Source organism: Streptomyces olivaceoviridis (assembly GCF_014650115.1).
Taxonomy (GTDB): Bacteria; Actinomycetota; Actinomycetes; order Streptomycetales; family Streptomycetaceae; genus Streptomyces; species Streptomyces olivaceoviridis.
The window spans coordinates 1-25423 of sequence record NZ_BMUI01000039.1; the positions used below are offsets into that span (position 1 = coordinate 1).

At 74.0% G+C, this 25423-nt stretch carries 19 protein-coding genes; 13 read left to right on the forward strand and 6 right to left on the reverse strand.

Annotation, left to right across the window (positions count from 1 at the left end; all coding sequences use genetic code 11):
• From IE273_RS38635 to IE273_RS38650, 4 genes are all read left to right on the forward strand, one after another.
• Positions 1-524 (forward strand): flavodoxin-dependent (E)-4-hydroxy-3-methylbut-2-enyl-diphosphate synthase (locus IE273_RS38635; protein WP_189819810.1); only part of this gene is annotated, 524 nt, incomplete at its 5' end.
• A 202-nt stretch (positions 525-726) separates the two neighbouring features.
• Positions 727-1575, forward strand: a complete 849-nt coding sequence (locus IE273_RS38640) for a GNAT family N-acetyltransferase (protein ID WP_189819811.1) — start codon at positions 727-729, stop codon at positions 1573-1575.
• Positions 1576-1595: 20 nt separating this feature from the next.
• Positions 1596-2126: a GNAT family N-acetyltransferase gene (locus IE273_RS38645; RefSeq protein ID WP_014675341.1), complete on the forward strand. Its 531-nt coding sequence runs from the start codon at positions 1596-1598 to the stop codon at positions 2124-2126.
• Between the two features lie 73 nt (positions 2127-2199).
• Positions 2200-3906, forward strand: coding sequence for a proline--tRNA ligase (locus tag IE273_RS38650; protein ID WP_189819812.1), 1707 nt, complete (start codon positions 2200-2202; stop codon positions 3904-3906).
• A gap of 97 nt (positions 3907-4003) precedes the next feature.
• Here the strand turns inward: IE273_RS38650 and IE273_RS38655 are convergent, their stop codons facing one another.
• From IE273_RS38655 to IE273_RS38665, 3 genes are all read right to left on the reverse strand, one after another.
• A complete protein-coding gene (locus tag IE273_RS38655) occupies positions 4004-4903 on the reverse strand; it encodes an aminoglycoside phosphotransferase family protein (RefSeq protein WP_189819813.1) in 900 nt (299 codons plus the stop codon).
• A gap of 139 nt (positions 4904-5042) precedes the next feature.
• A complete protein-coding gene (locus IE273_RS38660) occupies positions 5043-5543 on the reverse strand; it encodes a ferritin-like domain-containing protein (RefSeq protein ID WP_189819814.1) in 501 nt (166 codons plus the stop codon).
• A complete protein-coding gene (locus IE273_RS38665) occupies positions 5540-6040 on the reverse strand; it encodes a hypothetical protein (RefSeq protein ID WP_189819815.1) in 501 nt (166 codons plus the stop codon). Before IE273_RS38665 ends, IE273_RS38660 begins: the two co-directional genes overlap by 4 nt.
• Before the next feature lie 231 nt (positions 6041-6271).
• On the opposite strand from IE273_RS38665, the gene rimP reads away from it, so the two are divergent.
• From rimP to IE273_RS38710, 9 genes are all read left to right on the forward strand, one after another.
• Positions 6272-6799 (forward strand): ribosome maturation factor RimP, encoded by a 528-nt coding sequence (gene rimP / locus IE273_RS38670; protein WP_189819816.1) that lies wholly within the window; start codon positions 6272-6274, stop codon positions 6797-6799.
• Positions 6800-6801: 2 nt separating this feature from the next.
• A complete protein-coding gene (gene nusA / locus IE273_RS38675) occupies positions 6802-7788 on the forward strand; it encodes a transcription termination factor NusA (RefSeq protein WP_189819817.1) in 987 nt (328 codons plus the stop codon).
• A 124-nt stretch (positions 7789-7912) separates the two neighbouring features.
• A complete protein-coding gene (locus tag IE273_RS38680; protein WP_078611825.1) occupies positions 7913-8209 on the forward strand; it encodes a YlxR family protein in 297 nt (98 codons plus the stop codon).
• Between the two features lie 145 nt (positions 8210-8354).
• Complete coding sequence (gene infB / locus IE273_RS38685; RefSeq protein ID WP_189819818.1) at positions 8355-11429, forward strand: translation initiation factor IF-2; 3075 nt, start codon at positions 8355-8357, stop codon at positions 11427-11429.
• 196 nt (positions 11430-11625) lie between these two features.
• Complete coding sequence (locus tag IE273_RS38690) at positions 11626-11919, forward strand: DUF503 domain-containing protein (RefSeq protein WP_030656066.1); 294 nt, start codon at positions 11626-11628, stop codon at positions 11917-11919.
• A 40-nt stretch (positions 11920-11959) separates the two neighbouring features.
• On the forward strand, positions 11960-12418 hold the full coding sequence (rbfA, locus tag IE273_RS38695) for a 30S ribosome-binding factor RbfA (RefSeq protein WP_189819819.1): 459 nt from the start codon (positions 11960-11962) through the stop codon (positions 12416-12418).
• Positions 12415-13320, forward strand: coding sequence for a tRNA pseudouridine(55) synthase TruB (gene truB, locus IE273_RS38700; protein WP_189819820.1), 906 nt, complete (start codon positions 12415-12417; stop codon positions 13318-13320). Before rbfA ends, truB begins: the two co-directional genes overlap by 4 nt.
• A 435-nt stretch (positions 13321-13755) precedes the next feature.
• Positions 13756-18123, forward strand: a complete 4368-nt coding sequence (locus IE273_RS38705) for a hypothetical protein (RefSeq protein ID WP_229887985.1) — start codon at positions 13756-13758, stop codon at positions 18121-18123.
• A gap of 130 nt (positions 18124-18253) precedes the next feature.
• On the forward strand, positions 18254-19201 hold the full coding sequence (locus IE273_RS38710) for a bifunctional riboflavin kinase/FAD synthetase (protein WP_189819821.1): 948 nt from the start codon (positions 18254-18256) through the stop codon (positions 19199-19201).
• A gap of 94 nt (positions 19202-19295) precedes the next feature.
• Here the strand turns inward: IE273_RS38710 and IE273_RS38715 are convergent, their stop codons facing one another.
• The 3 genes from IE273_RS38715 to eccE all read right to left on the reverse strand — a co-directional run bounded on the left by IE273_RS38715 (position 19296) and on the right by eccE (position 25277).
• On the reverse strand, positions 19296-22865 hold the full coding sequence (locus IE273_RS38715) for an SCO5717 family growth-regulating ATPase (RefSeq protein WP_189819822.1): 3570 nt from the start codon (positions 22863-22865) through the stop codon (positions 19296-19298).
• Between the two features lie 301 nt (positions 22866-23166).
• Positions 23167-23916, reverse strand: a complete 750-nt coding sequence (locus IE273_RS38720; RefSeq protein WP_189819823.1) for a hypothetical protein — start codon at positions 23914-23916, stop codon at positions 23167-23169.
• The gene (gene eccE / locus IE273_RS38725) at positions 23916-25277 is read right to left on the reverse strand and encodes a type VII secretion protein EccE (protein WP_189819824.1); all 1362 of its coding nucleotides are present in this window, start codon (positions 25275-25277) and stop codon (positions 23916-23918) included. Before eccE ends, IE273_RS38720 begins: the two co-directional genes overlap by 1 nt.
• Positions 25278-25423 lie beyond the last annotated feature (146 nt).

The window sequence follows — 25423 nt, forward strand, 5'->3', positions numbered from 1 at the left end:
CGCTGCACCTGGGCGTCACCGAGGCCGGTCCCGCCTTCCAGGGCACGATCAAGTCGGCCGTCGCCTTCGGCGCCCTGCTCTCCCAGGGCATCGGTGACACGATCCGGGTGTCCCTCTCGGCCCCGCCGGTCGAGGAGGTCAAGGTCGGCCTCCAGATCCTCCAGTCGCTCGGCCTGCGCCAGCGCGGCCTGGAGATCGTCTCCTGCCCGTCCTGCGGTCGCGCCCAGGTCGACGTCTACAAGCTCGCCGAAGAGGTCACCGCCGGCCTGACCGGCATGGAGGTCCCGCTCCGCGTCGCCGTCATGGGCTGCGTCGTCAACGGCCCCGGCGAGGCCCGCGAGGCCGACCTCGGCGTCGCCTCCGGCAACGGCAAGGGCCAGATCTTCGTCAAGGGCGAGGTCATCAAGACCGTCCCCGAGTCCAAGATCGTGGAAACCCTCATCGAGGAGGCCATGAAGCTGGCGGAGCAGATGGAGGCCGAGGGCGTGACCTCCGGCGAACCGTCGGTGTCGGTGGCGGGCTGACTCTTTCGGCGCCGGTTGGTGGCAGCGCCCCGCCAGGGGCGCGGGGCCGTGCTCGACGTGCGGCTCCGCCGCGTGGGTGCGACCGGCCACCGACCGGCCCGCACCCGCCGGCGCTCCAGAGCCACCCGGGTTGGCAGGCGCACGGCGAAGCAGCGCAGCTATAGTGCGGAGATCAGCAGACCCCCAGCGTGAGGCCCCGCACGTGTTGACCCAGACCACCTCACGAGTGCTCGAACCGGGCGACCTGGACGCGGCGCTCGCCGTCCTCGACCGTGAGCCGGTCGTGAACGCCTTCGTGACCTCGCGGGTCCAGGTCGCGGGCCTCGACCCCTGGCGGCTCGGCGGCGAGATGTGGGGCTGGTACGAGGACGGCATGCTCACGTCCCTGTGCTACGCGGGTGCCAACCTCGTCCCGATCTGCGCCACCCCCCGCGCCGTCCGCGCCTTCGCCGACCGTGCCCGGCGGGCCGGCCGGCGCTGCTCCTCCATCGTCGGCCCCGCCGAGGCCACCGCCGCGCTGTGGCGGCTGCTGGAGCCGCACTGGGGCCCGGCCCGCGAGGTCCGCGCCCACCAGCCGCTGATGGTCACCGACCGCATGCCGGCCGACATCGCCCCGGACCCCTACGTCCGCCGCGTCCGCAAGGACGAGATGGAGACGATCATGCCGGCGTGCGTGGCGATGTTCACCGAGGAGGTCGGCGTCTCGCCCCTCGCCGGCGACGGCGGCCTGCTCTACCAGGCCCGGGTCGCCGAACTCGTCGGCTCCGGCCGCTCCTTCGCCCGCGTCGACGACCAGGGCCGGGTCGTGTTCAAGGCGGAGATCGGCGCGGCCACCCCCCAGGCCTGCCAGATCCAGGGCGTGTGGGTGGCCCCCGAGTACCGGGGCAGGGGCCTGGCGGCCCCCGGCATGGCGGCCGTACTGCGCTACGCCCTGGCCGATGTGGCCCCGGTGGTCAGCCTGTACGTGAACGACTTCAACACCGCGGCGCGCAGCACGTACCGCAGGGTGGGCTTCCACGAGGTGGGAGCCTTCATGAGCGTGCTCTTCTGACCGCCCTGTACGCTCCCGGCATGGACCTCGTGATCGGCTCCCTGGACCTCACCGCCCACGTGGACGAGGCCCTGGCCGTCCAAGCCGTCGCCTTCGGACTCGGCCCGGACGAAGTCGCCGTACGCCGCCAGATCGTCCAACGGCACATGCAGTACCGCGGCGCGCGCGCCTACGGCGCCACCGTCCGGGGACGGCTCGTCGGTTTCGTCTACGGCATGCCCAACAGCCGGACCCACTGGTGGTCCACCGTCGTCGAGCCCTACCTGCGCGCGGGCGGCAACGACTTCTGGCTGGACGACTCCTTCGTCATCACCGAACTGCACGTCCACCCCGACCACCAGAACCGCGGCATCGGCCGGCGCCTGATCACCACCATCACCGACACCGCCGACGAACCCCGCTCGATCCTCTCCGCGATCGACACCGACAGCCCCGCCCGCGGCCTCTACCACTCCCTCGGCTACGTCGACCTCGCCCGCCGGGTCCACTTCCCGAGCGCACCGAGGCCGTACGCCGTGATGGGCGCCCCGCTGCCGCTGCGTAGGCGTTAACCGATTTCCACCGGCACAGGCGGCCCGGCTAACCTCCATGCCATCACCGTTTCCCGGCAGGAGTAAGAGAACCATGGCCAACGCACCGGTCCAGCGCATGTCCCAGTTGATGGCGAAGACGCTGCGCGACGACCCGGCGGACGCCGAGGTCCTCAGCCACAAGCTCCTCGTCCGCGCCGGCTACGTCCGCCGCACGGCCGCCGGCATCTGGAGCTGGCTGCCCCTCGGCAAGAAGGTCCTCGCCAACGTCGAGCGCGTCGTCCGCGAGGAGATGGACGCCATCGGCGCCCAGGAGGTCATGCTGCCCGCGCTGCTGCCGCGTGAGCCCTACGAGGCCACCGGCCGCTGGGACGAGTACGGCCAGGAGCTGTTCCGGCTCAAGGACCGCAAGGGCGGCGACTACCTCCTCGGCCCGACCCACGAGGAGATCTTCACCCTCCTGGTCAAGGACCAGTGCACGTCCTACAAGGACCTGCCGGTGATCCTCTACCAGATCCAGACCAAGTTCCGTGACGAGGCCCGGCCCCGCGCCGGCATCCTGCGCGGTCGCGAGTTCCTGATGAAGGACTCGTACTCCTTCGACCTGGACGACGAGGGCCTCGGCCGGTCCTACGCCCTGCACCGCGAGGCCTACCGGCGCGTCTTCGCGCGCCTCGGCCTCGACTACCGCATCGTCGCGGCCACCGCCGGCGCCATGGGCGGCTCCAAGTCCGAGGAGTTCCTCGCCCCGGCCGAGGCCGGCGAGGACACCTTCGCCGACTGCCCGAACTGCGACTTCGCCGCCAACACGGAGGCGATCACGTACGCGCTGAAGCCGGTGGACGCCTCCGGCGTGCCCGCCGCCGAGGACATCCCGACCCCCGACACCCCGACCATCGAGACGCTGGCCGCCTCGCTCGGCGTCCCGGCCTCCGCCACGCTGAAGAACCTGCTGGTCAAGGTGGACGGCGAGATCGTCGCCGTCGGCGTGCCCGGGGACCGCGAGGTGGACCTGGGCAAGGTCGAGGCGCACTTCGCCCCGGCCACCGTCGAGATGGTCACCGAGGCGGACTTCGCCGAGCGCGACGACCTGGTCCGTGGCTACGTCGGCCCGCAGGGCCTGGGCGAGAAGGTCACCTACATCGCCGACCCGCGCGTGGCCCCCGGCACCGCCTGGATCACCGGTGCCAACAAGGAGCACACGCACGCCAAGAACGTCGTCGCCGGCCGGGACTTCGAGGTCGACGCGTACGTGGACGTCGTGGTGGTCCAGGAGGGCGACCCCTGCCCCAAGTGCGGCACCGGCCTGAAGCTGGACCGCGCCATCGAGATCGGCCACATCTTCCAGCTGGGCCGCAAGTACACCGACGCCCTCAAGCTGGACGTCCTCGGCCAGAACGGCAAGCCGGTCCGCGTCACCATGGGCTCCTACGGCATCGGTGTCTCCCGTGCCGTCGCCGCGCTCGCCGAGCAGACCGCCGACGAGCACGGCCTGGTCTGGCCCAAGGAGATCGCCCCGGCCGACGTGCACGTCGTCGCCGCCGGCAAGGCGCTCCAGACCGAGCTGGCCCTCGACGTCTCCGAGAAGCTCGCCGCCGCGGGCGTCCGCGTCCTGGTGGACGACCGGGCCGGGGTCTCCCCGGGCGTGAAGTTCACCGACGCGGAGCTGATCGGCGTCCCGCAGATCCTGGTCGCCGGCCGCCGTGCCGGCGAGGGCGTCCTGGAGCTGAAGGACCGCAAGACCGGCGAGCGCGAGGAACTGACGGTCGAGGACGCGATCGCCCGTCTGACCGCGCGGTAAGCGGTAAGCGGTAAGCGGTAAGCGGCAGCGGTGAGGTCTCTCCTGGGCTCTGCCCGGGGTGTTCCGTGAGCGGGGGCGGGCGACCGCCCCCGCTCGGCTAGAGCCAGCTCGCGAACTCCAGCAGGAGCTCCGCGTCCTTCTCACGGCCGACCCGGCGGGCCCGTACCCCGGACTCCACCGCCCGGAACAGCGTCCAGCCCCGCAGCCGTTCCTGGTCGACCTCCAGCGACTCGGCGAGCCGCTTGATCCGGCGCCGGGTGGTGGACGGCCCGGACGGCGCCGCGATCAGGTCCTCCACCCGGTCCCGCACCAGCCGCGCCAGGTCGAAGGCGCTCTCGCCGACCACCGGGTCCGGGCCCACCGCCAGCCAGGGCATCCGCTCCCCGGAGAGCACCTTGCTCTGCCGGAACGTGCCGTGCAGCAGCAACTGCTCGGGCGGCGCGGCCAGCAGCTCCGTACGGGCGGCGAGGGCCGCCTCCACCAGCGGGGCCGCCTCCGGATCGGTCCCGGCGCCCGCCCGCATCGCCACCGCCTGCCGCCCGGTCCGCTCGGCGACGGTCTCGAAGACATGCCCGACCGGCGGCGCGACCCACAGCCTGCGCAGCGTCCCCGCCGCCTCCAGCAGCGCCTTCGCCTCCGGCAGCGACCGCACCGACACGTCCGGGTGCAGCCGCTCCAGCAGCAGCGCCCCGTCCTCCGCCCCGGCTTCCAGCAGCAGTACGGCGCCCAGCCCGCCCCAGTGCGCCAGTGCCGCCCGCTCGCTCTCCGGGCGGGCCCGGGGCGGCGCCAGCTTCAGCACGGCCGGGGTGCCGTCCGCCCGCCGTACCAGCACCACCAGGCTGCTGCGCCCGCCCGGCACCTGTACCCGCTCGACGGTCAACTCGCGCCGGGCGACGGCCCGTTCGGCCGCCGTGGGCAGCCGCGCCAGCCAGTCGTCCCCGGCCGGTGCGGTCTCACCGAGCGCCCGCACCAGGCGCTGCGGCGGTTCGAAAGCCATGCGCGAGTCGTTCCCTTCGTGTCCTGTGCTGCCGGGACCCCGCCCGAGTCTCCCGTCCTGGTCCTGTTCCCGATCGTGTCCGGTGCCGTCCCGCCGTCACGGGCTGTCCGGGCAGCGGCCCGGCCCGCCCGGCCGGCCGTCAACGCGCCGGCGAACCGGACGGCGACGGTGCCGTGCCGGCCGCGCCCGTCCGTTGGCCGGACCGCTCGGCCAGACCAGGGAAGGCTACGCTCCCCCCGCTCCAGCGCACCGCCCGCACCGCGGCCTCCCGCAGCGCCCCGGCCGCGTCGGCCCGCCGCGCGCCGGTCGTGGCCCGCACCAGGTCCGAGTAGACGCCGGCCACCCGCTCCTCCAGCCGCGCGGCCAGCCGCAGCGCGCCCGCCCCGTCCTCGACCGGGAACGGCAGCGCGTACGCGGCGCTCGCGGCGACCGGTGCGCCGCCCAGGTCGCGAACGGCGCGCACCAGCGCGTCCCGGCGCGCGCGGTGGGCGTCGTACGCCGACCGCGCCTCCGTCCGGCGCCGCTCGCCGATCCGTCCGCCCACGACGCCGTACCCGTACACGGCCGCGTGCTCCGCCGCCAGCGCGGCCTGCAAGGCGGTCAGCTCCGCCGTCCCGGCCTGCCCGGTCCCGTCGCTCACCTGGCTCCCTCCGTCAGCAGGTACGCGTGCGCGGCCCCGGCCGCGGCGACCGACGCCAGCAGCCGCGCCAGCTCGCCCGGCGCCTCCAGCAGATCCTTGGCGCGCCGGTCGGCGAGGGCGCGCTCGGCGGCGGCCAGCCCGGCGACGGCGTCCTTCTCGCCTGCCGGGACGGGAGCGGCGGAAGCGGTGGCCGTGGCGGAAGCCGTGGGCGCCGTACCGTCCGTGAAAGCCGCCGCGTGCGCCGCGACCTGGGCCCGCAGCGGGCGCAGCCGGTCCGCCAGGCCGGGGTGCGCGGCGAGCACGGCGTCGTACCGTGCCAGCAGCCCCCGGCTGTCCCGCGCCGCACGCGCGCGTGCCCGCTGCGTGGCCGACGGACCGTCGTCGCCGGACTCCGGGCCGGCCGAGCAGCCCGTCAGCAGGGCGCCGCCGGCGGCCGAGGCGAGCAGGGTTCTTCTGCGCGGCCCCGAGGGCACGCGCGAGAGCGGGGGGTACGGCACGGCTGACGTCCTCGGGGGCTCGTACGAACACACGGGCGGGAACGCCGACCCGCCGTTGATCACGGTACCCGCGAGTCCCTCCGCCTCGTGTCACCGGCTCGACGGCCGACCGCACCCGCCCGCGAACCACCCCGGACCTCTGATGCGAACCGGCCCCTGCCGGAGGCAGTACCCTTTGATCAGACACGCGACCCATCCCACAACAGCACACGCGGCCGAGGAGTCACCCGGATGAGCACCACCCAGAGCGAGAGGCTGCGAGAGCTGCTGGAACCGCTCGTCACCTCCCAGGGGCTGGATCTCGAAGAGATCGCCGTGGACTCCGTCGGGCGCAAGCGGGTGCTGCGGGTGGTCGTCGACTCCGACGCCGGGGCTGATCTGGACGCCATCGCCGATGTGAGCCGCGCGCTCTCGGCGAAGCTGGACGAGACGAACGCGATGGGTGACGCGGCGTACGACCTGGAGGTCGGAACCCCCGGCGCGGAGCGCCCCCTCACCGAGCACCGGCACTTCGTGCGGGCCACCGACCGGCTTGTGAAGTTCCAGCTCACGGAGGGCGGCGAGCTGGTCGCGCGGATCCTGAAGGTCGACGACGAGGGCGTCGACGTCGAGGTGCCCGGCGTGAAGGGCCGCAAGGCCACCGCCCGCAGACTCGGCTTCGCGGAGATCGCCAAGGCGCGTGTGCAGGTCGAGTTCAACCGCAAGGACAGCGCCGGCACGGCCGGCGAGAAGGACATGAAGGAAGAGGAGGAGGCGTAGCCGTGGACATCGACATGAGCGCCCTGCGGGGCTTGGTTCGGGAGAAGGAGATCTCCTTCGACCTGCTGGTCGAGGCGATCGAGTCGGCCCTCCTCATCGCCTACCACCGCACCGAGGGAAGCCGCCGACACGCGCGCGTGGAGCTCAACCGGGAGACCGGGCATGTGACCGTGTGGGCGAAGGAGGACCCCGAGGACCTCGCCGAGGGGCAGGAGCCCCGCGAGTTCGACGACACCCCGTCCGGCTTCGGCCGCATCGCCGCCACCACCGCCAAGCAGGTGATCCTCCAGCGGCTGCGCGACGCCGAGGACGACGCGACGCTCGGCGAGTACGCCGGCCGCGAGGGCGACATCGTCACCGGTGTGGTCCAGCAGGGCCGCGACCCGAAGAACGTGCTCGTGGACATCGGCAAGCTGGAGGCCATCCTGCCGGTGCAGGAGCAGGTGCCCGGCGAGAGCTACGCGCACGGCATGCGCCTGAGGTCGTACGTCGTCCGGGTGGCCAAGGGTGTGCGCGGGCCGTCCGTCACCCTCTCCCGTACGCACCCGAACCTGGTGAAGAAGCTCTTCGCCCTGGAGGTGCCGGAGATCGCCGACGGCTCGGTGGAGATCGCGGCCATCGCCCGTGAGGCCGGTCACCGTACGAAGATCGCCGTACGGTCCACCCGTTCGGGCCTGAACGCCAAGGGGGCCTGCATCGGCCCCATGGGCGGCCGGGTGCGCAACGTGATGGGCGAACTGAACGGCGAGAAGATCGACATCGTCGACTGGTCGGACGACCCGGCGGAGATGGTCGCGAACGCCCTGTCACCCGCTCGGGTGAGCAAGGTGGAGGTCGTGGACCTGGCCTCCCGGTCCGCCCGGGTGACCGTGCCGGACTACCAGCTGTCGCTGGCGATCGGCAAGGAGGGCCAGAACGCCCGCCTGGCGGCCCGGCTGACCGGCTGGCGGATCGACATCCGGCCCGACACCGAGCAGGCCGGGGAGTAGACCGGGGAGCCGATCGGGGCGCCGGGGGGAATAGATCCAAGCCGTCCGGCGCTCAGATCACGACAACAGCCGTTCGATTCTTGCCCCAAAGGGGTGAGGTCGGTACGGGGAGGTAGACTTAGCTGTGTCTGGCCGGACGCACGCCCGAGCATGCCCCGAGCGCACCTGTGTGGGGTGCCGGGAGCGGGCGGCCAAGAACGATCTCTTGCGGATCGTGAAGATCGAGGACGCCTGCGTCCCCGATCCTCGCGGTACGCTGCCCGGCCGGGGTGCGTACGTACACCCCGCCCTGGTCTGTCTCGACCAGGCGGTACGCCGCCGGGCGTTCCCGCGGGCACTGCGCGTCCCGGGACCGCTCGACACAAAGGCGTTGCGCCGATACGTCGAGCAGACAACAGTTGCCGAGCAGGCAACGCCGTAAGACAAGCCGCACGGAACCCCGTGCGGTCTGGTACCTCGCGAGTCGAAAGCAGGTCGAGATTGCGATGAGCACTCGATGAGTACGCGATGAGTACGCCCATGAACTAGCGACGGTCCGGCTTCAACCCGGACCTCAAAGGAGCGAAGTGGCTAAGGTCCGGGTCTACGAACTCGCCAAGGAGTTCGGTGTCGAGAGCAAGGTCGTCATGGCCAAGCTCCAGGAACTCGGTGAATTCGTCCGTTCGGCGTCTTCGACCATCGAAGCGCCGGTTGTACGCAAGCTGACCGACGCCTTCCAGGGCGGTGGCAACGGCAAGTCCGCCGGCAAGTCCGCCCCGCGCAAGGCCGCCCCCAGGCCCGCCGCGCCCTCTCCGGCGCAGGCGGCACGTCCGGCTGCCCCGGCCCCGAGGCCGGCGGCCCCCAAGCCTCCGACGGCGCCCGCTGCCCAGCAGCCGGCCGCCCCGTCGGCCCCCTCGGCGCCCGCACAGGCACCGGCCCCGGGCCCGCGCCCGGTGCCCGGTCCCAAGCCCGCGCCGCGTCCGGCCCCGGCCGCCCCGGAGTTCACCGCTCCGCCGGCCCCGGCCGCGCAGACCCCGCAGGCTCCGGCCGCCCAGGGTCCGCGTCCCGGCGCCCGTCCCGGTGCCCCGAAGCCCGGTGGCGCACGTCCGGCCCCCGGCCAGGGCCAGGGCCAGGGTGCCCGTCCGGGTCAGGGCGGTGCCCGCCCCGGTGGCCAGGCCGCGCGTTCCGGTGCCCGTCCGGCCGGTCCGCGTCCGGGCAACAACCCCTTCACCTCCGGCGGCAACGCCGGCATGGCCCGTCCGCAGGCCCCGCGCCCGCAGGGCGGTCCGCGTCCCGGCCCCGGCGGTGCCCCCGGCGCCGGCCCCCGTCCGCAGGCGCCCGGCGCCCAGGGCGGCGGTCCGCGTCCGCAGGCTCCCGGCGGCAACCGTCCGTCCCCGGCGGGCATGCCCCGTCCGCAGGGCGGTCCGCGTCCCGGCCCGGCCGGTCCGCGTCCGAACCCCGGCATGATGCCGCAGCGTCCCGCTGCCGGCCCGCGTCCCGGCCCCGGCGGCGGTCGCGGCCCGGCCGGTGCCGGTCGTCCCGGCGGCGGCGGTCGTCCCGGCGGCGGCGGCTTCGCCGGCCGTCCCGGTGGCGGCGGCGGTGCCCGTCCGGGCGGTGGCGGCGGCTTCGCCGGTCGTCCCGGTGGTGGCGGCGGCTTCGGCGGCGGTCCCGGCGGTGGCGGCGGTGGCCGTCCCGGCTTCGGCGGCCGTCCCGGCGGTCCCGGTGGCCGTGGTGGCACGCAGGGCGCCTTCGGCCGTCCCGGCGGTCCGGCGCGTCGTGGTCGCAAGTCGAAGCGGCAGCGTCGCCAGGAGTACGAGGCCATGCAGGCCCCGAGCGTCGGCGGCGTGATGCTGCCGCGCGGCAACGGCGAGACCATCCGTCTCTCCCGCGGCGCGTCGCTCACCGACTTCGCGGAGAAGATCAACGCCAACCCGGCGTCCCTCGTCGCGGTCATGATGAACCTCGGCGAGATGGTCACCGCGACCCAGTCCGTCTCCGACGAGACCCTCCAGCTCCTCGCCGGCGAGATGAACTACACGGTTCAGATCGTCAGCCCGGAGGAGGAGGACCGCGAGCTGCTTGAGTCCTTCGACATCGAGTTCGGCGAGGACGAGGGCTCCGACGAGGACCTGGTCGTCCGTCCGCCGGTCGTGACCGTCATGGGTCACGTCGACCACGGTAAGACCCGACTGCTCGACGCCATCCGCAAGACGAACGTCATCGCGGGCGAGGCCGGCGGCATCACCCAGCACATCGGTGCCTACCAGGTCGCGACCGAGGTCAACGACGAAGAGCGCAAGATCACCTTCATCGACACCCCGGGTCACGAGGCGTTCACCGCCATGCGTGCCCGTGGTGCGAAGTCGACCGACATCGCGATCCTGGTCGTCGCGGCCAACGACGGCGTCATGCCGCAGACGGTCGAGGCGCTCAACCACGCCAAGGCGGCCGACGTGCCGATCGTCGTCGCGGTCAACAAGATCGACGTCGAGGGCGCGGACCCGACCAAGGTGCGCGGTCAGCTGACCGAGTACGGCCTGGTGGCCGAGGAGTACGGCGGCGACACCATGTTCGTCGACATCTCCGCCAAGCAGGGTCTGCACATCGACTCGCTGCTGGAGGCCGTGATCCTCACGGCCGACGCCTCGCTCGACCTGCGGGCCAACCCGAACCAGGACGCGCAGGGCATCTCGATCGAGTCCCGTCTCGACCGCGGCCGTGGTGCCGTGGCGACGGTCCTCGTCCAGCGAGGCACGCTGCGGGTCGGCGACACGATGGTCGTGGGCGACGCCTACGGTCGCGTGCGCGCCATGCTCGACGACAACGGCAACAACGTGGCCGAGGCAGGCCCGTCGACGCCGGTCCAGGTCCTGGGTCTGACCAACGTCCCGGGCGCCGGCGACAACTTCCTCGTGGTCGAGGAGGACCGTACGGCCCGCCAGATCGCGGAGAAGCGCGCCGCCCGCGAGCGCAACGCGGCCTTCGCGAAGCGCACGCGCCGCGTGTCCCTGGAGGACCTGGACAAGGTGCTCAAGGCCGGCGAGGTCCAGCAGCTGAACCTGATCATCAAGGGTGACGCTTCTGGTTCGGTCGAGGCCCTGGAGTCCTCCCTGCTCCAGCTGGACGTCGGCGAAGAGGTCGACATCCGCGTCCTGCACCGCGGCGTCGGTGCGGTCACGGAGTCCGACATCGACCTGGCGATGGGCTCGGACGCCATCGTGATCGGCTTCAACGTCCGCGCGGCCGGCCGCGCGGCGCAGATGGCCGAGCGCGAGGGCGTGGACGTCCGGTACTACTCGGTCATCTACCAGGCGATCGAGGAGATCGAGGCGGCCCTCAAGGGCATGCTCAAGCCGGAGTACGAAGAGGTCGAGCTGGGTACGGCGGAGATCCGCGAGGTCTTCAAGTCGTCCAAGCTGGGCAACATCGCCGGTGTCCTCATCCGCTCCGGCGAGGTGCGCCGCAACACCAAGGCCCGCCTCATCCGAGACGGCAAGGTGGTCGCGGAGAACCTCAACATCGAGGGCCTGCGTCGCTTCAAGGACGACGTCACCGAGATCCGCGAAGGCTACGAGGGTGGTATCAACCTCGGCAACTTCAACGACATCAAGGTCGACGACGTCATCGCGACGTACGAGATGCGGGAGAAGCCGCGGGTGTAACGCCTGTGGTTCGTGCTGGCCGGCGGGACTGCGGTCCCGTCGGCCAGCACGCCGTTTTCCGCCCGGGCGCCTGTCCGGCCCATCGCACCGAAACCCTGTCGAGCCACCGGCGGGTACGCGGTACGGTTCTTGATGTCCCCGGCCGCACGGACCCGGGGCCATCGATCCCGTACCGGCGGGTGAACCGGTTGCACACATGTACGTGGGGACTCTGTCCTTCGACCTCCTCCTCGGCGACGTCCACTCGCTGAAGGAGAAGCGCTCCGTCGTCCGCCCGATCGTCGCCGAACTCCAGCGGAAGTACGCCGTGAGCGCGGCCGAGGTGGACCACATGAACCTCCACCGGCGGGCGATCATCGGCCTCGCCGCGGTCTCCGGCGACGCGGCGCACCTCACCGACGTACTGGACCGGTGCGAGCGGCTGGTCGCCGGCCGCCCCGAGGTGGAACTGCTGTCCGTGCGACGGCGCTTCCACGGCGACGACGACTGACCACGAAACGCAAGCAAGAGAAAGAACGGGAGACGGACCAGTGGCCGACAACGCGCGGGCTAAAAGGCTGGCGGACCTCATCCGGGAGGTGGTGGCCCAGAAGCTGCAGCGCGGGATCAAGGACCCGCGGCTCGGCTCACACGTCACCATCACGGACACCCGGGTCACCGGTGACCTCCGGGAGGCGACCGTCTTCTACACGGTCTACGGCGACGAGGAGGAGCGGAAGGCGGCAGCCGCCGGCCTGGAGAGCGCCAAGGGCATCCTGCGCTCCGAGGTGGGCCGCGCGGCCGGGGTGAAGTTCACGCCCACCCTGACCTTCGTGGCGGACGCCCTGCCGGACACCGCCCGGACCATCGAGGACCTCCTCGACAAGGCCCGGCAGTCCGACGAGAAGGTGCGCGAGGCGGCCACGGGCGCCACGTACGCCGGCGGCGCCGACCCGTACCGCAAGCCGGCGGAGGACGACAGCGACACGGACGGCGACGCCACCGAATGACCCAGAAGCACACCGCGCCCGACGGCCTCGTCATCGTCGACAAGCCGTCGGGCTTCACTTCGCACGACGTGGTCGCCAAGATGCGCGGGATCGCCAGGACCCGCCGCGTCGGCCACGCCGGCACCCTCGACCCGATGGCGACCGGCGTCCTGGTCCTCGGGGTCGAGCGCGCCACCAAGCTCCTCGGGCACCTGGCGCTCACCGAGAAGGAGTACCTGGGCACGGTCCGCCTGGGCCAGAACACCCTCACCGACGACGCCGAGGGCGAGATCACCTCGTCCGCCGACGCCTCCAAGGTGACCCGGGACGCCATCGACGCGGGCATCGCCAAGCTGACCGGCGACATCATGCAGGTGCCGTCCAAGGTCAGCGCCATCAAGATCGACGGCGTACGGTCGTACAAGCGGGCCCGTGAGGGCGAGGACTTCGAGATCCCCGCCCGGCCGGTGACCATCTCCTCCTTCGCGGTGTACGACGTCCGGGACGCGGTCGCCGAGGACGGCACGCCCGTGCTCGACCTGGTGGTGTCGGTGGTCTGCTCCTCCGGCACCTACATCCGCGCCCTCGCCCGCGACCTGGGCGCCGACCTCGGCGTCGGCGGCCACCTCACCGCGCTGCGCCGCACCCGCGTCGGCCCGTACAAGCTGGACGCGGCGAAGACGCTGGACCAGCTCCAGCAGGAGCTGACCGTGATGCCGATCGCCGAGGCCGCCACCGCGGCGTTCCCGCGCTGGGAGGTCGACGCCAGGCGGTCCCGGCTGCTGCTGAACGGCGTCCGGCTGGAGATCCCCGACGAGTACGCGGCAGCCGGTCCCGTCGCCGTGTTCGACACCGAGGGCCGTTTCCTCGCGCTGGTCGAGGAACACCGGGGCAAGGCGAAGAGCCTGGCGGTCTTCGGCTGAGGACCTGCGGGCCTGAAGCCCTGAGGGACTGAGCGCCTCAGGCTCAGAGGGCCGAGCTGTGAGCCCCGAGGACGGGCCGCACGGATCGGCTGTCCGCCGTGGAGTGGCCGTCTGCCGTGGAGTGGCCGTCTGCCGTGGAGTGGCTGTGTGCCGTGGACCGGCTGTCTGCCGTCGAGTGGCTCCCCCGTGGGCCGGCTGTCTGCCGTGGAGCGGCGGCCGGCCACACGGGTCGGTCCTGCCGCCGCTCCACGGTCCCCCCCGGTTCCCCCACCCCTAGGGTTATCCAGCGACTTCCGCCTATTCACCCGTCCGGGCAGGCGCTCGGAGTGAACCGGGGGAGCGGAAGGGGGCGCGTTCATCACGCGATCTGTCCCGCCGATCATCCCCCGCCTACCGTCGGAACCAGGGCACGGGGACGGGCGGGGAGGTACGACCATGACGGAACGGGGCCCGCGGGGCGGAAGCGGGCGCCGGGGGCACGGGTGCGAAGAGCGGCCGGTCGAGGAGCGGGCCGAGGGGGAGTGCGCGGGCGGGCTCGGCGCATACGGGGTGCGGCCGTCCGGGGCGCGCGTGGACGAGGACTGCGTCGCTGGTGGGCCGGGCGCGGGTCCGGGTGACCGTGCCCTGGCCACCACTCCGGCCGACGACACGGGCGCGGGCGCCGGGACCGGCCGCTGCGACGCCGCTCTCGTCCGCATCCGGGACCTGGCCGGCCGCCCGCGCGGACTCGGCTTCCTCGCCGATCACGAGGGCACCCTGCTCACCAGCCACGAGGCTGTCGACGGCCTGCCCCGGCTGGTGCTGCACGCCGGCGGCGACCGTACCTGCGTGGTCGGCCCCGACGCGGTCACCGCACTGCCCGGTCTCGACCTCGCCCTGGTGCGCACCGAGGGCCTCGGCGTGGAGCCGCTGCCGCTGACCGTGCGGGAGCGGATCGACGCCGGCACCTATGTCCAGGTCGCCGCCGGCTGCTGGCGCGAGGCGCGCGTGCTGGCCGCCACGCAGGTGACGTACACCGCCACGGACCGCTTCCACCTCCTGGACGACGCGCTGGAGCTGGCCATCGGCACGGCCGGCCGGGACGCGCTCCGGCTGGGCGGCGGCGCGGCCGGCGGACCGGTGCTCGACGCGCGCACCGGCGCGGTCGTCGGCGTCCTCGGCACCGCCTTGCACAGTGCCCAGCGCGACGCGGGCTTCGCGGTGCCGCTGCGGCCCGCCGACGGCGCCCTCGCCGACCTGCTCGCCCGCAACGCGGCCACCGTGCCCGCGTACGGCGCCGACCTCAACCTCGCCGGCATCCTCCAGCTGACCATGACCTCGGTCGGGCAGGACGGCCCCCCGGGCGCCGTCGAGCCGGTCGAACGCCCCGGCATCGCCGGGGAGTTGGCCGACTTCGCCGCTGGCGGCCGGCCCGTGCTCGGCCTCGTCGGCGCGCCGGGCAGCGGTCGTACGACGGAACTCGCGGCGCTCGCCGCCCGCCGTGCCCGGGGTGAGCGGCCGGCCCCCACGCTGTGGTTGCGCGGTGCCGGCCTGAGGGGCACCGACGCCTCGGTGGCCGACGTGGCCCACCGCGCCTTGGCGCGTGCCGCCCGGATCATCGCCGCCTCCCGTTCCGGCCGACCCGAAGACCTCGGCGACATCACCCCCGAGCGCGTGGCCCGCCTCGCCGTCCGGGCCGGCCGCCCGCTGCTGCTCCTCCTGGACTGCCCCGAGGAGATGCCCCCCGCCCTCGCCGACCGTCTGTCCGCCTGGGCCCAGGGCGCGGCCACCTGGCTGACCGAGACGGGAACCCGCCTGGTGGTGGCCTGCCGGGAGGAACACTGGGAACGCACCGGCCGGGCCTTCCCACCGGCCGTCCTCCATGTGCCGGGCGACTCGGGGGAGCCGGTGCGAACGCCGCCTGACCACAGGGTTCCGGCGGGCGGCGGCGAGCCGCCGGCGACGGAGCGTGGAGCCGGGGCCCCGACGAGCGACCCTGGTCCGGACCGTGCGCCGGCCGGCACTGAGTCTCCGGAGCGCAGCGGGCCCAGTGGCCCTGGGGGGCGAGGAGACGGTGCGGGGTCGGACCGTACGCCGGCCGACTCCGCGGCTCGGGCGGGCGGTGCTGGTGCCGTGTACGCGTCGGCTGGCTCTGCGACCCCGGTGGGCGGCGGTGAGCCGCTGCACAGCGCACCGGCAGGCCCTCCGGCTGTGCCCCCGGGCTCAGCCGGACCGGCCGTGCTGCCGCACGGTGACGCCGGCCGCGCGCCCTCGCCTGGCGCCTCGCCCGTCGGCGCCTCGCGCGTGGGCGCCTCGCCCGTCGGCGCCTCGCGCGTGGGCGCCTCGCCCGTCGGCGCCGAGCCGCAGGTCCCCCTGCCTCGCCTTGCCTCCCCGGCGGGCAGCTCCGAGCCGCACCACCCCCCGGCCCGCCTCGCCTCCCCGGCCGACAGCCCCGTACCGGACCGCACCCCCGGCACCCCCGCCACCCCACCCCAGGCATCCGCCGCACCCGCCGAGTCGGTCCCCGGCGCCCCGGGCGAGGCCCCTCGCACCTCCGCGACGCCACCCCAGGCATCCCCCGCACCCCCCGAGTCGGTCCCCGGCGTTCCCGGCGCCGCCGGCGAAGCCCCTCTCACCCCCGCCACCGACCCCCTTCCGCCCTGTCTGCGGATCGGGGACTTCACGATCGATGAGGCGCGGTGGGCTCGCGTGCGGTACGGGATTCCGGAGGGTGCGCTCGGTGAGCGGGACGCGCGGCATCCGCTCGTGCTGCGGCTGTTGTCCGAGGTGCGGGCCGCCGTACCCGACGCACCGGTCATCGGGCCCCTCGACCGGCACGACGTGTTCGCCGCCTACCTCGATCTGATGTGCCTGCGCATCGCGGTCCGCCTGGCCGCCGTCGGCGGTCTGCGCGGAAGGGCCGTGCGGCGGCTGGCGGCGCGGGTGGCCGGGCAGGTGCACGAGGCCGCCCGGCGCAGCCTCGGGCCGGGGCAGGGGGCGCTGGAGGGGGAGTCGTTCGAGGCGGTGTTCCCCTGGGGCCCCGCCCCGGCCCGGCTCGGCGGCGGTACCGGCTGGGCCTCCGCCGTGCTGACCGAGGGCCTCCTCGTGCCGGCCGGTACCGGCTACCGCTTCGCCCACGAGGAACTGGCCGACTGGATCCAGGGCACGCACCTGGACCTGGACGCGGCGCTGCGGGCCCTGGTGCACCGCGTCGGCGAACCGAGCGCCCCCCGCCCGGTGCCGCACCATCGCGTCGGACCCGTCGTCCAGGCGCTGCTGCTCCTCGCCCGCCAGCAAGGGACCGAACAACTCACCCTGCGACTGAGGGAGTTGGTCGACGCCCTCGACCGTGACACCGGCTCCTGGTGGGCCGCCCGGCTGCTCGCCCGGACCCTGCTCCAGGTCCCGGACGCGACGCCGTACACCGAGGTGCTGCGCCTGCTCGCCGACCGTGTCGTCGCCTGGCGCGGCGCCCGGCGGCCCGTACCGGCCGACTTCCGCCCCGCCTTCTGGACTGGCCTGCCCGTCCCCGACACCGAGCGCCTGGACCTGCTGCGCCGCCTCGTCCTGGCGGACCCGGCGCCCCCCGCGGCAGGCGACCGGTACCTGGACGCCGTCGCCGGACTGCTCGCCGCCGCCCCCACCGTCGTACAGCCCCTGCTCACCCGGTGGTTCACGGACGAGCGGCCACTCCCCGCGACCCCGCACGCCACCGTGGCCACCGCCGCGCAGGCGCTGCTGCACACCCACCGGCACGGCGCCCTGGACGATCTCACCGAGGTGCTGGCGGCCTGCGCGCACCGGCGTGCCGACGAACTGCTCGCCGTCCTCGCCGAGGAGGAGCCGTCGGCCCTCTGCCGGGCGGTGGACCGCTGGGCGCACGACGAGCGCCCCGCCCGCCGGGTCGCGGCCGTGGCCTTCGCCCTGCGCGCGGCCCCCCACGCCCGCTCGGACGCCGACCGCGAGCTGCTGCGCTACGCCGCCCTCACCCTGCTCGCCCGCCCGGCCGACCGCACCCTGCACGGCGCCGCCCTCGCCCTGCTGGTCCGCGATCCGCGCAGCCGGGACCGGCACCTGCCCGCGGCCCTGCGCCACTTCACCGACGGCGACCCGCAGTTCCCGCCCAGCGCCCTCGTCCCGGCCCTGACCACGCACCCGGAACCGGTCCTGGAGGCCTTCCGCGTCCGCCTGTGCGCCCCGGGCGCCGGCGGCCCGGAGACCGGAGCGGTCCTGCGCGGCCTCACGCAGGTCGACACCCCGGCCCTGGCCCGCCGGGTCGCCGCGCTCGTCCAGGAGGCGCTGCGGCTGCGCCCGGAGACCGCCGGACCCGTCGCCGGCCAGGTCGCCGGGCATGTCGGGCGCCGCCTCGAACAGGGCCCCACCGCCCGCCCGGTCCTGCTGCCCCTCGTCACCGGCCTGCTCGACGGCGCTCCCGAACCCCTCCGGGCGGCCCTCGCCACCGTCCTCGCCGCCCCCGGTTCCCCCGCCTCCCGCCCGTTCCGCCGCGAGCTGCTGGAGTTCCTGCTCGCCCGGGAAGGGGACCCGTCCGTCCTGCTCGCCGTCCTGCACGCGGCCACGGAACACGGCGGCCGGGAGGAGGAGGCCCGCGGCCTGGTCCACCGCACCGGCCTGCTCCTCGTCCGCACGCCCGAGGGCGCCACCCGTTTCGACCGCGCCCTGGTCGACATCGGCCGGCACGTGCCCGGCTTCGCCGCCCGCATGGCCCGCTGGCTGAACGAGACCCCGGACGACTGGGCGGCCGTGGTCGGCCCCAGCGCCCGCCGCATGATCGAGAGCCTGGCGGGCGTGCGTGTACCGGCCTGAGCCGCGTCGGGGACGTGCGCCCCGTCACAGCCCCCATGCCGATGCTGGCGCGGGGCACCCGGCATGGCACCCTTAGACCTGCACGACGAGGTCAAGACAGACACGGACAAGGGTTCGAGGAGCGGTCACAGTGCAGCGCTGGCGTGGCTTGGAGGACATCCCCGAGGACTGGGGGCGCAGCGTCGTCACCATCGGTTCCTACGACGGCGTCCACCGCGGTCACCAGCTGATCATCCAGCACGCCGTCGACCGGGCCCGCGAGCTCGGCGTCCCGGCCGTCGTGGTCACCTTCGACCCGCACCCCAGCGAGGTCGTCCGTCCGGGCAGCCACCCGCCGCTGCTCGCCCCGCACCACCGCCGCGCCGAGCTCATGACCGAGCTGGGCGTCGACGCGTGCCTCATCCTGCCCTTCACCACCGAGTTCTCCAAGCTCTCGCCCGCCGACTTCGTGGTGAAGGTCCTGGTGGACAAGCTGCACGCCAAGGCGGTCGTGGAGGGCCCCAACTTCCGCTTCGGCCACAAGGCGGCAGGCAACGTCGAGTTCCTCATCGAGCAGGGCAGAATCTACGACTTCGAGGTCGAGGTCGTCGATCTGTACGTCACCGGTGAAGCGGGCGGCGGCGAGCCGTTCTCCTCGACGCTGACCCGCCGCCTGGTCGCCGAGGGCGATGTCGCGGGCGCCCGCGAGATCCTCGGCCGCCCGCACCGCGTGGAGGGGGTCGTCGTCCGCGGCGCCCAGCGCGGCCGGGAACTGGGCTTCCCGACGGCCAACGTCGAGACGCTCCCGCACACCGCCATCCCCGCCGACGGCGTGTACGCCGGATACCTGCACGCCCAGGGCGAGGCCATGCCGGCCGCGATCTCCGTCGGCACGAACCCGCAGTTCGACGGCACCGAGCGCACGGTGGAGGCGTACGCGATCGACCGCGTCGGCCTCGACCTGTACGGTCTGCACGTCGCCGTCGACTTCCTCGCGTACGTGCGCGGGCAGGCGAAGTTCGAGTCGCTGGAGGCTCTGCTGGAGCAGATGGCCGCGGATGTGAAGCGGTGCCGGGAGATCGTGGCGGCGGAGGAGTAGCCGCTCGTTCCGGCGGGAGTCGTTCCAGCGAGGCTCGTCACAGCGAGAAGGGCGGCCGGTGCGGTGAGCACCGGCCGCCCTTTCTCGTGGCCTCTTACTGCTGGGGCGGGGCCGGGGGAGCCGGGGGGGCCTGCGGAGGCTGCTGTCCCGGCTGGGCCTGGGGCTGGGGCTGCGGCTGTCCGGTCTGCGGGTATCCCGGCTGCTGCGGCGCCGCCGGGTACGGCTGCGGCTGGCCCTGCTGAGGCGGGTACGGCTGCTGCGCCGGGGCGTACGGTTGACCCGGGGCCGGCGGATACGGCTCACCGGGGGCCGGGGGATACGGCTGTCCGGGGGCCGGGGGATACGGCTGTCCGGCGCCGTACAACTGTTCCGGCATGGGCTGCCCCGGCATGGGCTGGCCGGGCATGGGCTGGCCAGGCACCGGCCCTCCCGGCATGGGCGGGGCGGCCACCGGCGGCGGGTTGCCGTCGCTCGTCCACAGGCCGTGCGCCTGCTGGTGACGGGTGAAGTCCTCGGCGACCATCGCGGCGAGGTTGAAGTACGCCTCACGCGTCTTCGGCCGCATCATGTCGAGGTCGACCTCGGCGCCGGCCGCCAGATGCTCGTCGAAGGGCACGACGATGACGCCGCGGGTGCGGGTCTCGAAGTGCGCCACGATGTCCTCGACCTTGATCATCTTGCCGGTCTCGCGGACCCCGGAGATCACGGTGAGGGAGCGGGAGACCAGGTCGGCGTACCCGTGGGCGGACAGCCAGTCCAGTGTCGTACTGGCGCTGCTCGCGCCGTCCACGGACGGCGTGGAGATGATGATGAGCTGGTCGGCGAGGTCGAGCACCCCGCGCATGGCGCTGTACAGCAGACCGGTGCCCGAGTCGGTCAGGATGACCGGGTACTGCCGGCCGAGCACGTCGATCGCGCGCCGGTAGTCCTCGTCGTTGAACGTGGTCGAGACGGCCGGGTCCACGTCGTTGGCGATGATCTCCAGACCGGAGGGTGCCTGGGAGGTGAACCGCCGGATGTCCATGTACGAGTTGAGGTACGGGATGGCCTGGACGAGGTCACGGATGGTGGCCCCGGTCTCCCGGCGCACCCGCCGCCCGAGCGTACCGGCGTCCGGGTTGGCGTCGATGGCGAGGATCTTGTCCTGCCGCTCGGTGGCGAGGGTGGAGCCGAGCGCGGTGGTGGTCGTGGTCTTCCCGACACCGCCCTTGAGGCTGATGACCGCGATCCGGTAGCAGGACAGCACCGGCGTGCGGATCAGCTCCAGCTTGCGCTGCCGCTCGGCCTCCTCCTTCTTGCCGCCGAGCTTGAACCGGCCGCTCGCGGCCGCGGGCCGCCCGCTCTTCGCCTTCTGCTTCTTGTTGTTGAGCAGCCGGTCCGAGGACAGCTCCACGGCGGCGGTGTAACCGAGCGGCGCGGCACCGGGGTTGGTCGGCTGCCGCTGATCGTGCTGAAGGGGCTGCGGCCACGCGGCACCGGAGCGGGGGTCGACCGGGGCGTGCGGAGCGCCGGGGGCACCGTCCGGGTTCTGAGGCGGCTGCGGGAACCCGTAACCGCCCTGCTGGGCCTGCGGGTCGGGATTCCCCGGCTGCGGGAAACCGTAGCCGCCGGGCTGCGCCGCGGGGTTGGGCACGCCCGGCTGCGGGAATCCGTAACCGCTCGGCGGCGTGGGGCCGTTGGAGTGCGGCTGGGGCGCCGGGGGCTGCGGGAATCCGTAGCCGCCGGGCTGGGCCGGTGGGGTGGGCGTGCCGGGCTGGGGGAAGCCGTAGCCGCTCGGCGGCGTGGGGCCGGGCGTGGGGCCGTTGGGGGCCGGCTGCGGGCCGGGTACCGGAGCGCCGGGCGCACCCGGCTGACCCGGCTGGTGGGCGGGGGCGGCCTGCCCGGCTTGGTTCGGCTGGTGCCACGCGGTGGGCGCGGGCTGCGGGGCCTGCGGCTGGAACGGCGGCTGCTGGCCGGGCATGCCGGCGGGACCCTGACCGCCGGTCGCCTGTGGCTGCTGGCCGGGCATCGGACCGGGCTGCTGTGGGGCGGCGGCCGGCTGCTGCCTGGGCTGTGCGGGCCATTGGGCGGCGGCAGCCGGGGCGGCGGGCTGGTACGAGGGCGGCAGCGGGGGCAGCCCGTTCTGCGGCGCGGGCGGCGTCCAGCCAGGCTGGGCACCCTGCGGGGCCGGGGAAGCGGGCGGCACGGCGGCGTAGGGGTCGCCGGGAGCGGGCTGAGCCGCGTGGGGCTGGGCGCCGGGGTGGACGGCGTCCGGCTGGGGGAAGCCGTATCCGCCGGGCTGCCCGGGGGCGGGGTGGGGTGTGTGCGCCTGCGGGGCGCCGGATTCCGGGGTACCGGGGTGGGGTGTCTGTGCCTGCGGGGCGCCGGATTCCGGGGTACCGGAGGGGGCGGCGTCGGTGTGCTGGGCCGCGCTGTCCGACGCACCGCTGTCCGCAGCACCGTCACCCGGCAGTGCGCTGTCGTCCGCCGCGCCCGGCTGAGGCGCACCGGCCTGGGCCGTCACGCTCGCGGCCCCGGCGTCCGAGGGCTTCGGCGCATCGGACTGCGCCGAGTCGGCGGAGCCCTCCGTCCCGGCGGGACGCACGGCGTCGGCGGCGCCCCCGTCAGCGCCGGCCTTCTCGGAGTCACCCTCCTCAGCGGCGGCCTGTTCGGCAACGCTCCCATCGGACTCATCCGGCTCATCCGACGCGGTCTTCTCATCGGCGGTGTTTCCGTCGGACGCGGAACCCCCCGAAACGGCGGCCTCCGCCACCGAGCCGTCCTGCGCGGCGGCCTCGCCACCGGACTCCTCGGCGCCGTCCTCGCCGCCGGACGCCCCGGCACGGTCGACGTCGTCCTCGCTGTCGACGGACTCCTCGGCCCCGGAGGCACCGAGAGAACCCTCCGAACCACCGGCCCCCTCGACGTCGACAGAGCCCTCGGCACCACCGGAACCCTCATCCCCGGACTCGGCCGACTCTCCGGACTCGGCCGGCTCTCCGGCGACACCGGCGCGCTCGGCGATCTCCGCCATCTGCCGCTTCAGGGCGACGGAGGAGAACCGCATGGTCGCCCCGCTCTCCAGATCCCCGTTGTCCGTCTCCGGCTCGACCACACCCGAAGCGGCCGACGCCTCCGGCTGGGCAGGCTGGGTCTGCTGCGGCTCGAAGCCCTCGGGCAGCCGCGGCATCGGAACGGGGTCACCGGTCGGCGGCGCGGGCTGCGCGGGCCCGGCCGGGGGAGCGTACGAGGTCCCCTGCGGCGGAGTGGACGACGCGCCCTGTGCCGGGCCGTACGGAGTTCCCTCCGCCGGACCGTACGAAGGCCCCTGGGCCGGAATGAACGGAGTTCCCTGCGGGGGCGTACCCACCGGCGGGGTGGCCGGCGGAGGGGGTGTCGGGCCCGGTACCGGCGCGGTCGTGGGGAACGGCAGCCCGGGAGCCGCCGGAGTGCCCGAGTCACCGGCAGCCGCGGACCCGGTGGACCCGGCGAAACCACCGGCACCTCCCGAACCGCCGGCGCCACCGGCACCCGTACCGCCCGCTCCCGACGCGTTCTGCGTGTACCAGGCGGGGGGAGCGTAGTCGATGGTGAACTCGCCGGTGGTCTCGACGGCCTCCGCGTCGGGCTGGTCATCGCCGGGTGTGTCCCAGCCCCCGCGCATCCCGTCCCGATCGCTGCTCACAGTTCCTCCTGGTGTGGTCGAGCACCCTCATGCCGTGCCGGGGCGACCATGTCGTGTCGTACCGAGTCGTCCGTAGTCGTTCGGGGCGGTCCGAAGCACCGGCTCTCCCCCCGGGACACCGACGCCGGTTCACGGGTCCTGTCATCGCGCCCGCTCCCAGCCTAATCACCAGGAGCCGCACCTCGGCAGGCCCGCCCACCTCTCCGCGCCCGCACACCAGGTCACGGCACGCGTGATGACACCTGTCCGCCCCGTGCGATCGCGCACAACACCCTGAACAAAAGGGATGGAAAAGGGCAGTTCAGTCCATCCGTCGGGGTGTGCCCAACAATCCGATCTCGGCGTCGGTGGGTTGGGTCAGCACGTACTGCCGGTCACGGTCGGTACACCACAGGGTGACGCCGTCGGGCAGCCCCGGCAGTGACTCCACCTCGGTCCGCGACAGCCCCATCGTGCGCCCGAGTTCGGCCGCCTCGTCCGGCGAGACCCGCTGGATACCGGCGAGCCGCGCCTGCCGCAGCAGCCGGGGCGCGACGGGGCTGAGATACGGCAGCAGGGTCAGCACGGACTGCCAGGGACCGGACACCACCCGGCCGCGCGGGGGCCGCATACCGCAGTCCCGCACCACCAGCACCGGCGTACCGGCGGAGGCACCCTGCGGCGGCACCCGCCCGACGTCGTACACGGACAACCCGTTCTGCCCACCGCCCATGGCATGCACCATCTGCATCCACGCCTGCGGCCGCCCGGTCTCCACCGCGACCCGGGCACCGGTGGCGGCGGAGCGCAGGGCCATGACCTGCGCGGTCCACAGGCCGCCGATGAGCACGATGTCGTACGGCGTGGGGCGGTTCACCCCGAGGACGGCGGGCTGCCCCTCGTTGTTGACGCCGACCACCACACCGTCGTCGCCGATGGGCAGGGTCAGCGCGTCCACCTGCTCCACGGGCAGGGTGTGCCGCGGGTGACGGGGGCCGAGCAGGCCGAAGCCGGTGCGCAGCCGCTCACCGAGACCCGGACCGGACGGGGTGGGTGAGGTCGTCATGGTCATCAGCGGGCACCTCCGAGCGGCAGGGTGGCCAGAACGCCGGGGAGTTGTTCACGGTCCAGGCGTGCGAGCCCGGTGCGTGCCTGCTGCGCCGCACGCTCCAGATCGCGCCGCGCGTCGGTCAGTTCCTGCTTGCTGCGGCCGGTGATCCGCACATGGCCGGTGACGGTCACGTCCTGCTGCGCGCCCTTGGCCAGCGTCAGGCTGAAGGTCGTCGCGAGCGCGGGCACGGCGGTCAGCTGTGCCACCAGCTGGGCCAGGGAGCCGCCGGAGCCGCCGAGCTGGGGCCAGCGCCGCACCCAGTAGGTGGTGTGCCGGCGGTTGTCGCAGCGCCAGCTGCGGCTGGACTCCTCGGTTCGCCGCTGCGGCGCCTCGCCCCGCCCGGCCTGGGCGGTCACCATCGGGTTGGCACACGCGGAGGTGGCGATGGCGGCCGTCAGCTCCTCCTCGGTGAGCACGTTCGCCCGGAGCCCCGCGCCGGTCAGCCGGCTCGACAGGTGTTCGGCCGAGCGTGCCAGGCACTTCTGCGCCCCCAGCAGCCCGCCGCCGCGGGCGGCCACCGCCTCCGGGCACAGCTCGGGGTCGAGCTTCAGTGCGATCCAGGTGATACGGACCGCGGGGGAGCCGGTCTGGGCCTGCAACGGCGCGTAGTTGCTGACGACGACGGACTGCTGAGGCAGGTGCAGCGCGGGCGCGGGCTGGGTGTGCACCACGATCTGCGCCGACTCCAGCCGGATGCCGTCGACTTCGAGGACGTCCCGGACGAGGGCCATCGGCAGCGGTCGCCTCCCGCGCTCCGCGCGGAGCGCGTCGACGTCCGACTCCACCTGGAGCACCGCGGTCAGGAAGCCGCCGTCCCCCACCATGCCGATCGGCCGCTGATCGCGGTCGTCACCGCGGTTGAAGCTGAACGCGCGCAAGGCCGGGTCGCACTCCACGGCGGGCGCGAGACCGGAGTCGGTCCCCGGCGGCACCGGAGTGCTCGCGGCCCGCCGTGTGCGGGACCGCATGGCCAGCAGGGTGCCGAGCCATTCCGGCAGGGAGCGTCCCCGGCGCCGCACGACGGCGAGCACCACGAGCACCAGGGAGACGGGGGCGACGGCGATCAGCGCCATCGTGCCGATGAGCCACCCGCACAGCGCGAGCGCGCCCGCGATCTCCAGCAGCACCAGCCGCTGCACCGCGAACGAACCGCCACGGCCCGAGCGGGACTCCAGACGCGGCGCGAAAGCGCCCTGGTAGGGCGTGGGTGCCTGGCGGGTGCCGTCCCGCCCGGAGGAAGAGCCGCGGGCACCCGACCGGCGCGCGCCACTCGATCGTGACCCCGATTGCGATCGCGACCGGGTCCGCGTTGCGGAAGCCATCACTTCAAAACCCCCGAACTCTCCCGAATTCCCTTGCGCTCCGGTCCCTTCAAGCCCTGAGCACCCTACCCGTGCCACCAGCACGTCCTCGCAACAGGCATAGTAGGGGCCGGGTCTGACAGTCGAGGCACCAGAGGCAAACCGAG

Coding starts and splice junctions, on each gene's coding strand:
- IE273_RS38645 (WP_014675341.1), top strand. CDS start 1,596: ATGGACCTCGTGATCGGCTCCCTGGACCTCACCGCCCACGTGGACGAG.
- IE273_RS38650 (WP_189819812.1), top strand. CDS start 2,200: ATGGCCAACGCACCGGTCCAGCGCATGTCCCAGTTGATGGCGAAGACG.
- IE273_RS38655 (WP_189819813.1), bottom strand. CDS start 4,903: ATGGCTTTCGAACCGCCGCAGCGCCTGGTGCGGGCGCTCGGTGAGACC.
- rimP (WP_189819816.1), top strand. CDS start 6,272: ATGAGCACCACCCAGAGCGAGAGGCTGCGAGAGCTGCTGGAACCGCTC.
- IE273_RS38690 (WP_030656066.1), top strand. CDS start 11,626: ATGTACGTGGGGACTCTGTCCTTCGACCTCCTCCTCGGCGACGTCCAC.
- truB (WP_189819820.1), top strand. CDS start 12,415: ATGACCCAGAAGCACACCGCGCCCGACGGCCTCGTCATCGTCGACAAG.
- IE273_RS38705 (WP_229887985.1), top strand. CDS start 13,756: ATGACGGAACGGGGCCCGCGGGGCGGAAGCGGGCGCCGGGGGCACGGG.
- IE273_RS38720 (WP_189819823.1), bottom strand. CDS start 23,916: ATGACCATGACGACCTCACCCACCCCGTCCGGTCCGGGTCTCGGTGAG.
- eccE (WP_189819824.1), bottom strand. CDS start 25,277: ATGGCTTCCGCAACGCGGACCCGGTCGCGATCGCAATCGGGGTCACGA.